This window comes from Rhodococcus sp. P14 (assembly GCF_000256505.1).
Taxonomy (GTDB): domain Bacteria; phylum Actinomycetota; class Actinomycetes; order Mycobacteriales; family Mycobacteriaceae; genus Rhodococcus; species Rhodococcus ruber.
In genome coordinates, this window is the sequence record NZ_AJFC01000363.1 from 1 (window position 1) to 9,568 (window position 9,568).

At 68.5% G+C, this 9,568-nt stretch carries 10 protein-coding genes and 1 tRNA gene; 2 read left to right on the forward strand and 9 right to left on the reverse strand.

Annotation, left to right across the window (positions count from 1 at the left end; translation table 11 throughout):
- From OEY_RS0125290 to OEY_RS0125300, 3 genes are all read right to left on the reverse strand, one after another.
- The coding region (locus OEY_RS0125290) for a DUF881 domain-containing protein (RefSeq protein WP_010596528.1) at positions 1-803 on the reverse strand (803 nt) is incomplete at its 3' end.
- A complete protein-coding gene (locus OEY_RS0125295) occupies positions 800-1,417 on the reverse strand; it encodes a CDP-alcohol phosphatidyltransferase family protein (protein WP_026137989.1) in 618 nt (205 codons plus the stop codon). The genes OEY_RS0125295 and OEY_RS0125290, both read right to left, overlap by 4 nt.
- 74 nt (positions 1,418-1,491) lie before the next feature.
- Positions 1,492-2,109 (reverse strand): NUDIX hydrolase, encoded by a 618-nt coding sequence (locus tag OEY_RS0125300; RefSeq protein WP_010596530.1) that lies wholly within the window; start codon positions 2,107-2,109, stop codon positions 1,492-1,494.
- A gap of 130 nt (positions 2,110-2,239) precedes the next feature.
- Between OEY_RS0125300 and OEY_RS0125305 the strand changes: the two genes are divergently transcribed.
- Both OEY_RS0125305 and OEY_RS0125310 read left to right on the forward strand, forming a co-directional pair.
- Entirely contained in the window at positions 2,240-3,178 is a 939-nt protein-coding gene (locus OEY_RS0125305) for an AAA family ATPase (RefSeq protein WP_010596531.1), read from the forward strand.
- 24 nt (positions 3,179-3,202) lie between these two features.
- Complete coding sequence (locus OEY_RS0125310; RefSeq protein WP_010596532.1) at positions 3,203-4,171, forward strand: vWA domain-containing protein; 969 nt, start codon at positions 3,203-3,205, stop codon at positions 4,169-4,171.
- A gap of 578 nt (positions 4,172-4,749) precedes the next feature.
- Here the strand turns inward: OEY_RS0125310 and OEY_RS0125315 are convergent.
- From OEY_RS0125315 to OEY_RS30665, 6 genes are all read right to left on the reverse strand, one after another.
- Entirely contained in the window at positions 4,750-5,187 is a 438-nt protein-coding gene (locus OEY_RS0125315) for an SRPBCC family protein (RefSeq protein WP_010596533.1), read from the reverse strand.
- Positions 5,177-7,837, reverse strand: a complete 2,661-nt coding sequence (adhE, locus tag OEY_RS0125320) for a bifunctional acetaldehyde-CoA/alcohol dehydrogenase (protein ID WP_010596534.1) — start codon at positions 7,835-7,837, stop codon at positions 5,177-5,179. The genes OEY_RS0125315 and adhE overlap by 11 nt, the downstream gene beginning before the upstream one ends.
- Positions 7,834-8,634 (reverse strand): HepT-like ribonuclease domain-containing protein, encoded by an 801-nt coding sequence (locus OEY_RS31545; protein ID WP_420803535.1) that lies wholly within the window; start codon positions 8,632-8,634, stop codon positions 7,834-7,836. The genes adhE and OEY_RS31545 overlap by 4 nt, the downstream gene beginning before the upstream one ends.
- Positions 8,624-8,929, reverse strand: coding sequence for a nucleotidyltransferase family protein (locus OEY_RS0125325; protein WP_225222424.1), 306 nt, complete (start codon positions 8,927-8,929; stop codon positions 8,624-8,626). The genes OEY_RS31545 and OEY_RS0125325 overlap by 11 nt, the downstream gene beginning before the upstream one ends.
- Positions 8,930-9,298: 369 nt before the next feature.
- A tRNA-Pro gene (locus OEY_RS0125330) sits at positions 9,299-9,372 on the reverse strand.
- Between the two features lie 83 nt (positions 9,373-9,455).
- Positions 9,456-9,568 (reverse strand): GTP-binding protein Der (locus tag OEY_RS30665; protein ID WP_010596536.1); only part of this gene is annotated, 113 nt, incomplete at its 5' end.

A 9,568-nucleotide genomic window follows, 5' to 3' on the forward strand; every position in this document is an offset into this window, starting at 1 on the left:
GCTGCCGCGTCCGCGATGGGGAAACCTACCTCGTAGAGTTGCTGCACCCCCGCCATGCGCAGGTAGGCATCGCTGACCACGAACCCGGTCTGCAACTCGGCAGGAGACCCGACGGCGGAGACCGTGTAGGGCGAGAAGACCGGCCTGTTGTCCACGAGCATCGCTCCACCGGCCTGACGGACGGTGACACCCGGACCGATCCGGACCCCGTTGATCGCGACGGCCTCGGCGCCACTGCGCCAGAGCGCGTTGACGACCGACTGCAGGTCGCGGTCGAGAATCACCGAGGCGCTGCGGGCGCGGACCTTCTCCGCCGAGTCCGTCAGGTCGGGACGCGACGCCGGATCGGCGAGGGTGACCGTGATTCCCGGCCCGTGCACGGGCGTCGACGCCGCGTCGTCCTCTGCGCGGGCGAGCCGGTCGAGCACCGCCCTCCCTTGCTCGTCGTCGGCGAGCACCGCGATGCGGCGCTGTTCCACCTCGGTGGACAAGTCGTCGCGGGAGGCCGCGAGTGCGTCGTTGCGGTCCTCGGTCGCGCGGACGGTGGCGAGGATGTCGTCGCGCGCCTGCTCCGTCCCGGATTCGCGCTCGATGTTCTGGGCGTATGCCACGCCGAGGACGAGGCCGGCAAGCAGACCACCGAGGACGAGCCACACCCCGATGCCGGTCCGGGTCGGGCGGGAGTGGCCGGCGGCGCGGTCGCGCGCCGCGCCGGCGTACCCGGGATCGAGATGGTCCTCGAGCAGCGCTTTCAGCAGCGACGGGACGGGGTTGCGCCGGATCTGCTCCCAGTTGCGGTTCATCCGGTGGCAGGCCCTCCGGACACGGGCACCGCTCGAGCCGTCTGCACCGCCTGCAGCAGGTAGAGCGCGCCCGTCCACACGTAGAGGGCAGTGCCCCAGAGGAGGGCGGCCCACCCCGCGGGTTCGAGGACGTCGCCGGCGGCGGGAAGCGCCTGCGCGGCCAAGAGGAGCGGCAACGCGAACATGAGCAGGAACGTGGCGCCCTTGCCCAGGTACAGCACCTCCGGTGGCGGCAGACCGCGGCGTCGATAGACGGCCAGGGTCGGGGCGAGCACCATCTCCCGGCCGATCAGAAGAACGGCGATCCACCACGGCACGATGCCCCGGGCCACCAGCGCGAGAAGAGTCGTGACGATGTAGAGGCGGTCGACGAGCGGATCGAGCACCGCCCCGAGTCGCGACGCCTGATCGAGCAGCCGTGCGAGTTTGCCGTCGGCCCAGTCGGTGATCCCGCTGAGCATCAGAACCGCGAGCGCCCACCCGTCGGCATGCCGGACGAGGACCAGATAGAGGAAGATCGGGATTCCAGCCAGGCGGACGACACTCAGCACGTTGGGGACGGTGACGATGCGGTCGGATCGAGCCGGCGCACCGGTCGTCGTCGCGTCGTTCATCATCCGTCCTGTCGTTCGGGGAGTCGGTCCCGACAGCCTTGCACACCCCACGCCGCCGCTGCCCGTGCGACCGCTCACCTCCACGCGAACACGGGCTGTTCCAGGTCGTCGATGCGGGTGCTTCGGCGGTGGAGCACGACTTCACGGAACTGGTACATCACCGCCGCGGTCGGTGCGTGGACGAGATGACCCCGGAACGGCCACTGGATCACCGGCTTGTCCGACTCCGGGATGGTGACGAACCGGGGCTCGCTGTCGAGTTCGGACTCGGTGACGGCATAGAGGGCGGCAACCTCGTCCGGGTTGGGGACGAGATCGCCGATCGCCGCATCCACCCACACGACGTAAGGCGAGATGACGTAGCCCGAGCGGGTGATGTAGTCGTCCAGACGGCCGAGAATGCCGCCGGGATCGGCGCGCAGTCCGAGTTCCTCGTGCAGTTCGCGCAGCGCGGCCACGTCGGGGGTCTCCCCGTCGTCGAGGCGTCCGCCCGGCAATGCGAACTGACCGGGATGAGATCGCAGGCGCGTGGGGCGGCGAGTGAGCGGCACGACCGGGTTGCCGTGCCCGTCGTCGAGCACGGCGACGACCACCGCGGCGTGACGCCGGCCGTCCAGGGGCAGGAAACGGGGTTCGAACGCGGAGAGTGCCGACCCGACCTCGCTCGGGTCCAGGGGATTCTGGACGGTCATGGCACCGACACTAGGCGGTAGGAATTGCGATTCTGCGCATGGATCCCCGAAACGGTCCGTTCGGCGTGCCCGGCCGATGCATAGTTGTTCGACGAAACGAACAGATCCAGGGGTACACGAGGACGTGAGCATGCAGCGCACCATCCGATCGATGGCAGAGGTCCGGCGGGGAGTCGCGGAGCGGGTGGTGGGCCGCGTCCGGGAGACCGATCTTCTGCTCGCCGCGATCGGGGCAGGCCGCGACGTGCTCCTCGAGGGTCCGCCGGGGACCAGCAAGTCCACCCTGCTCGGGGCCATCACCGCCGAGCTCGGCAGTCCGCTGATGTTCGTCGAGGGGAACGCCGACCTGACGCCGGCGCGCCTGGTCGGCTATCACGATCCGGCACGGGTGCTGTCCGAGGGCTACCACGAGGACAACTTCGTGCCCGGACCGCTGGTGGCGGCGATGCGCGACGGTGGAGTGCTCTACCTCGAGGAGTTCAACCGATCGCCCGAGGACACACTCAACAGCCTGCTGACCGCGATGGCGGAACGGCGGATCACGGTGCCGCGGGTGGGCACGGTGGTCGCCGATCCGGCGTTCCGCGTGGTGGCCTCGATGAACCCGTTCGACAACATCGGCACCGTCCGACTGTCGATGAGCGTGCACGACCGGTTCTGCCGACTGTCGGTGGGTTATCAGGACACGCAGGCCGAACACGAGATCGTCGTCCGGCGAACCGGATCTGGGTCGGCACGGCTCGTCGCCGACGCGGTAGCGCTCACCCGTGCCACGCGAGAGCACCCCGATCTGCGGGGTGGGTCCAGCGTCCGCGGCGCGATCGACCTGACCCTGGTCGCCATGCAACTGTTCGACATGCGGGGGGTTGCAGACGATCTGCCGGACTCGACCGATCCACCGCGGGATCTTCCGGCGGAGTACACCGGCGCTGTGCTCGACGCGCTGCTGGTGGCGCTGTCCGGACGGATCGCGGTCGACGAGGTCTCCGAAACCACGCCCGAAGCGGTCCTGCGGGAGATCTGGCAGGACCACTTCCTTCTCCGTCCTGCTGCCGCCGCCCCCGGTTGAAGGTCCGTCCCCGCCGAGGGCCCCGTGCACCATCGTGCTCAGCGCCACTCCACCGGCCGGGGAAAGCCGTTCCGGCGCAGACCGAAGCAGCTGTCGGTCGACCCGGCCCTGTACGAGCACCGCGGTGGCGACCAGGGTCTGGTGATGGTGGGTGGCCCGCATCGAGCCGGACGTACCCCCGGATCGGGAGTCGGCGCGGGACCCGGGCAGACCGACGAGCCGGCCGAGGTATTGCCGCTGGCCGATCTCGATGCCTCCGGTCCGGTCGCGGACGCCGAGGTCCGACGCCGGGCACGCGAGATTGCTGCGCGGCTGTCCGTGCCGCGCCCACGACATCGTCGTGCGCCGCGGAGGGGCCTCGGCAGGCTCCGGACGCTGCCGTATCAGGACGGTGCCGAGGAACTCGACCTGGACCGCACCGTCGAGATACTTGCCGAGGACCCGTTCGCACGGTCCACGGATCTGGTGATGCGGGATCGGATCCGCGATCGCCGGAAAGTGGTGCTGGTCGTCGACATCTCCGGTTCCATGCGCGGCGAGCGCATCCGCACCGCCGCGGCCGCGGTCGGTGCCGTGGCCGGCGAACTCGGACACGACGATCTGGCCGTGGTGGCCTTCTGGTCCGAAGCCGCCGTTCTCAGTGCCCTAGGGGAGCCGGTCTCCCCTGCCGCGCTCGTGGACCTGCTGCTCCGGATCCCGAGCAAGGGTCTGACCAACGTCGGCTTCGCGCTCGACGTGGCGGGGGGTCAGCTGCGGGACGTACCTGCGGACGAGGGACGGGTACTGCTTCTGTCGGATTGCGTGCACAATGCCGGGCCCGATCCGAGGACCGCGGCCGGCCGGCTCCCCCGGCTCGACGTGCTCGCCGACATCTCCGGTGAACACGATCTGCTCACCGCCCGCGACCTCGCTCGGTCCGGGAGGGGATTCGCCCTGCCCATCCGTGGACACCGGGATGTCGCTGCAGCGATCTCGCGTGCATTCGGCGCCTGACAGGCCGGTCCGTGCGTGTCTTGCCCGTGATTGGAGTGCTACGTAGCTGGGGAATTCGGTGATTTATACGATTCCGTCCGCGTCGGATTCTGTACATGTCGCCGACCCCGGTTTGTTCCTGAAAACACTAGAGTTCCGTGAGATCCGAAATGGGACGGTGGGTCCTTGCTGATCCCGACGGTCCGGGTTCTGCAGGAACGGACGGGAGAACGTGCCTCCACGAGACGACTCGCCATGCACCGCCCGGCTTTGCGCGGCGTGACCTACCCGGCCCTCCCCCGCATCGGCATCCGCCCATGCCGGACGTCTCGTCGGCAGCTACAACTCCCGGCAGATGTCCCAGGACGTGCCACGGTCCGGCTACCGCCGGGACGACCGGATAGGGCCCGGGATCCGTTCTCGGCAGACGCGGCGTGCAGGGGCGCGGCGTGCAGGGCTTCTAGGCCGCGAGCGTCCCCGGAGGGGGCCGTCGGTGACCGACCGCGGGCTCGTGGAAGGCGCCGGGGACGGATCCGGGTGGCACCCTACGCGGCCGGCGGGACGCGTCTGCGGGCACTGCTGCCCTCCCCTTTCCCCGTTCAGCTCTCCACGCGCTTCTTCAGTCCGGTGAGGGTACTGTCGACCAGGCCCTTGATCACTCGGTTCCGTAGGAAGCCGGGCAGCGGCAGGTTGTGATGGATCGTCAGTTCGTACGTCACCGAGGTTCGGTCGGGACCGACCGCGACGAGGTGGTAACGGCCCTCCTGTCCGGTCTGCAGGCGTCCCTGGAGCATCGTCCAGCTCATGCCGTCGTCGCGGTGCCGGTAGGTGAGGGTGTAGCTGTCGGTGCCGACGGTGGCCGACGCCTTGAACCGGGCGGTGTGCGGAAGTCCGGTCCCTTCCTCGGCCTCGAGCACCTCGGCCTCGAGGATCTCGGGAATCCACTCGGTCTGGCTCTCGATGTCACGGATGGTCGTGAGCACGGTCTCCAGGGGTGCGTCGACCTGAATCGTCTTGGTGGCGCTGTCAGTGGGCATGCTCGCCGTCCCCGTAGTAGCCGAGGCGCAGGAGTTCGGTGATCTCGCTGATGAGCGGCATCCGGGGGTTCGTACGATTGCTCAGATCCTGGAACGCGTTCATCGCCAGCTCCGGCAGCGCCGTGACGAATTCCTCCTCGGGGACGCCGATCTCCTTCAGCGTGCGCGGCACCTGCATGCGACGGAGCAGGTCCTCGACGCCCTGGAACAGCCGGCGGCGGCTCTCCTCGGGATCGTGCCCACCGAACACGATCCGTCCGAGCTGGGCGTACTTCTCCGGCGCGACGTACGCGGAATAGCCGGGGGCCGGCATGAACTTGGTCGGCAGGCCGGCGTTGTAGCGAAGGGTGTGGGGTAGGAACACGCCGTTCACCCGGCCGTGGGCGATCCCGAACCTGGCGCCGACGGAGTGTGCGAGCGCGTGGTTCGTGCCGACGAACGCGTTCGAGAATGCGAGACCGGCAAGGGTGGCGGCATTGGACATGTCGGTGCGCGCGGCCAGATCGTCCGGATCGTCGTACACCCGCGGCAGCGCCTCGAAGATCAAGCGCGCGGCCTGGACACAGAACGCGTCGGTGTAGGGCGAGGCGAAGATGGAGGCCACCGCCTCCAGCGCGTGGGTGAGGGCGTCGATTCCGGTGTCGACCGTCAATGTGCGTGGCATCGAGAGGGTGAGCATCGGGTCCACGATCGCCATGTCCGGAACCAGGGAGTAGTCGACCAGGGTCTCCTTGCGGCCGGCGACGGTGAGGACGGCCGCCGGTGAGACCTCCGAACCGGTGCCGGCGGTGGTGGGGATTGCCACCAGCCGCAGCTTGTGCGGATCCTGGGGGTAGTCCGCCATGCGCTTGCGCGGGTCGAGGAACGGCAGGCTCAGCTCGGCGAGGTCCTTCTCCGGGTGTTCGTAGAACAGCCGGATGGCCTTGGCCGCGTCGATCACCGACCCACCGCCGATGGCGACGAGCAGGTCCGGCGGATTTCCTTCCAGCAGGGTGACTCCGCGGCGGATGGTGGCCTCGTCCGGTTCCGGCTCGACCTCGCTGAACACCTTGACGTGTTCGGCGCGCAGGTGGGCGCGCAGTTCGTCGACCACTCCCCGCTGTTCACTGAGCGCGTCGGTGACGACCACGACGCTGGTGCAGGGCACTTCCCGGAGGTTCTCGAGGGCCCCTGCGTTGAAGAAGGTGTTCGACGGTACGCGGAACCACTGCGGCGGGGTGCGGCGGTGCGCGACGGTCTTGATATTGAGCAGTTGCTGGTAGTTGACGTTCTCGGTGGTGCTCGACCCGCCCCACGTGCCGCAGCCCAGCGAGAACGTGGGCGTGAGGTTGTTGTAGATCCCGCCGAGGGCCCCTACCGCGGTCGGGGCGTTGACGAGGATCCTGCCGGTCCGCACGGCCAGGCCGTAGGCGTCGATCACGGCCGGGTCGGTGGCGTAGATGGCGGAAGTGTGGCCGAGACCGCCGTGTTCGGTGACGAGGACGGCGGCGTCGATGCCGTGCTGGACGTCGCGGGCGCGCACGAGGCCGAGGACCGGCATCAGCTTCTCCTGCACCAGGGGGTGCGCCGCGAGCCGGTCCAGGTCGGACGGCAGCGGCGCGAGCAGCACCTTGACCGCGGGATCCACCGTGAAACCCGCCCGGGCGGCGAGTTCGGGAGCCTGCTGGCCGAGCGCGGCGAGGTTGACCTTGTCGCCGCAGCCGAACGCGAACTCGGCGATCGCCTCCGCTTGTTCGTCCGTGAGCAGGTGCGCCCCCATCCGCTCGAACTCCGCGACGGTGGCGTCGTAGATCTCGTCGTCGATGATGCAGGTCTGTTCGGCGGGGCAGATCACGGAGGCGTCGAAGGTCTTCGAGATGAGGATGTCGACGACGGCGCCCCTGATGTCGGCCGTGCGGTGCAGGTAGATGGGAGCGTTGCCTGGACCCACACCGAGGGCGGGCTTGCCGGCGGCGTTGGCGAGAGCGACGATCTTCTGCCCGCCGGTGACCCAGATGAAGTCGACCTTCGGATGCTTGAACAGGTAATGGGTGACTTCGTGAGCGGCGTCGGGGATGACCTGGAGCGCGCCGGGAGGCATGCCGGCGGCTTCAGCCGCCGCGCGCAGGATCTCCACCGTGCGTTCGCACGACCGCACGGCGAACGGCGACGGTCGGAAGATGACGGCATTGCGGGTCTTCGCGGCGACGATCGCCTTGTACAGCACGGTGGAGGTGGGGTTGGTGACCGGGGTGATGGCCAGGACGACGCCGATGGGTTCGGCGATACGGACGATGCTGTGTTCGACATTCTCCTCGATGACTCCGACGGACTTCTTGTCCTTGAGGTAGTCGTAGAGAAACTCGGTGGCCACGTAGTTCTTGACTACCTTGTCCTCGAAGACACCGAACCCGGTCTCCTCGATCGCCACCGATGCGAGTTCCGCGGCCGCCCGGATGCCGGCCCGCACCATGGCTTCGACGATCGCATCGACCTGCTGCTGGTCGAGTATGCGGAACTGGGCCGCTGCCGCGGTTGCCGTGTCGACGACCGCGTCGACCTGCTCGTGCCGGACCGGGCCGGCATCGACGGCGGGGGTGGTCTGCGCTGTGGCTGCGTCGCCGGAGCTGTTGACGGCCTGGGATCCGGTTCCGATCCGGGTTTCGGTCATGTTGTCTCCTCGTACTGGAGATGCCCGTCGTGCCTCGGTGTGGCCGCGGCTTCTGTTCGCGACAGTACTCGCGGCGCAGGGGGTTGACTGCGGTCTTTGGACCCTGACCGTGGGCCATTCGCGGACCTGTCCCGCCGCCGGGGAACGAATATTGCCCGGGTGGAACGGCGCGGTGTGCCGGAAGGGATGTGCAGACGCGAACGAGGCGGCCCCGGGAAATCCGGGACCGCCTCGTTCGTCGGGCGGGCTGACAGGATTTGAACCTGCGACCACTTGACCCCCGCCGGGGCTCGAGGACCTGAGCGTGAACCGACTGTCTGTAGTCGTCTGCCCTTGTCTGTCGCTGTCGGTCGTTCAGGCGTGAAATCGAGTGGTCGAACGTGGCGTTGGTCCCCGCCGGGTCCCCGGTGGCACAGCGCCTCGGCCGCTGGCTCCGCCTCCCCGTCGCTATGCGGTTTCGTCTTCGCCGAGGAGCCGTCCAAGTAGCGCGGCCAGGTCCCTGACGCGCGTCGTTGCGACCTCCCAGACGAGCTCGTTGTCAATGACGGCGTACCCGTGGATGAGCAGTTCCGGAAGGCGACGATCCGCGGCAGGTCCGGGATCAGGGTGGCGGTGTCCGGGTCGAGACGGCTGAGCCTGTTGAGCGCCTCGCCGATGATCTCGAACTGTCGCTCAACTGCTGAGCGGAGCATCGCGTCGCTCTCGTACTCGTGCCATGTCCGGTCCGCGACGAACTGGGCGATCAGCCGAGCGGCCTTACGGGCGTCCCATAGCAGCCCCGGCGCCTCAGGCCGCATAGACCTCGTGCCCGTTCTCCTCGACCGACGCAGCGAAGTAGGGATTCTCCAGGGCAACGGGAGAGACAAGATCGACCGGGTGGTCGAGCAGGGCTTCCAGAGACTCCTTGAGACCGAAGTAGGCGTCGAAGCGGTTCGCGACGTCGTCGCGGAACTCGACGAGGAAGTCGACATCACTGGTCGACTCGTTGAAACGTTCGGTGACGGCCGAGCCGAAGATGACCAGCCGCTTCACGCCGTACCGCTCGCAGGTCTCGGCGATCGCCGCGCGATCAAGCACGAGAGGCCCAGCCATGACGCTCTCCTTCCCCTCCCGGAGTCGACTTGCACCAGTCTGGCACGTCATGCATCGGCACCCGACAATTCTGCCCGCGGGACGGGGGGCTGACGCTCTCGAGGGGCACGCCAAATCGTTCCGGAGCGACCTCGACGGCCGCCGAAGCTGCGTGAGACAGAACGGCTGGCCGTCGAGGTTGATCCGTGTCCAGGGGTCCAGGGGGCGGGAGCCACTTGGTACCACTCCCCTCGCGTTGGGACGGCCCGAGGACGGCGCGGCAGCGCCGCCTTCTGGTCCCCAGCGTCCCAACCTTGCAGTCGTTCGACGGAGCCGCGGTGGGGACGAAAAAGGGGCCTGACCTGTATGAACAGGTCAGGCCCCAGAAAGTCGGGCTGACAGGATTTGAACCTGCGACCACTTGACCCCCAGTCAAGTGCGCTACCAAGCTGCGCCACAGCCCGTCCGCGCTCTCGTCGAGCGCTCGTTGAGATTACAACAGGGACGGACCGATTCACCAATCGCCTGGTCACGGCACTTGCGGACGCTACTTGCTCCGGCGGTCCCGCTTCTCGCGCACGCGCACCGAGATCCGCACCGGGCTGCCCTCGAAGCCGAACTCCTCGCGCAGCCGCCGTTCGAGGAAGCGGCGGGGGGCGG

Coding starts and splice junctions, on each gene's coding strand:
- adhE (WP_010596534.1), bottom strand. CDS start 7,837: ATGACCGAAACCCGGATCGGAACCGGATCCCAGGCCGTCAACAGCTCC.
- OEY_RS0125315 (WP_010596533.1), bottom strand. CDS start 5,187: ATGCCCACTGACAGCGCCACCAAGACGATTCAGGTCGACGCACCCCTG.
- OEY_RS31545 (WP_420803535.1), bottom strand. CDS start 8,634: ATGCGGCCTGAGGCGCCGGGGCTGCTATGGGACGCCCGTAAGGCCGCT.
- OEY_RS0125325 (WP_225222424.1), bottom strand. CDS start 8,929: ATGGCTGGGCCTCTCGTGCTTGATCGCGCGGCGATCGCCGAGACCTGC.
- OEY_RS0125295 (WP_026137989.1), bottom strand. CDS start 1,417: ATGAACGACGCGACGACGACCGGTGCGCCGGCTCGATCCGACCGCATC.
- OEY_RS0125300 (WP_010596530.1), bottom strand. CDS start 2,109: ATGACCGTCCAGAATCCCCTGGACCCGAGCGAGGTCGGGTCGGCACTC.
- OEY_RS0125305 (WP_010596531.1), top strand. CDS start 2,240: ATGCAGCGCACCATCCGATCGATGGCAGAGGTCCGGCGGGGAGTCGCG.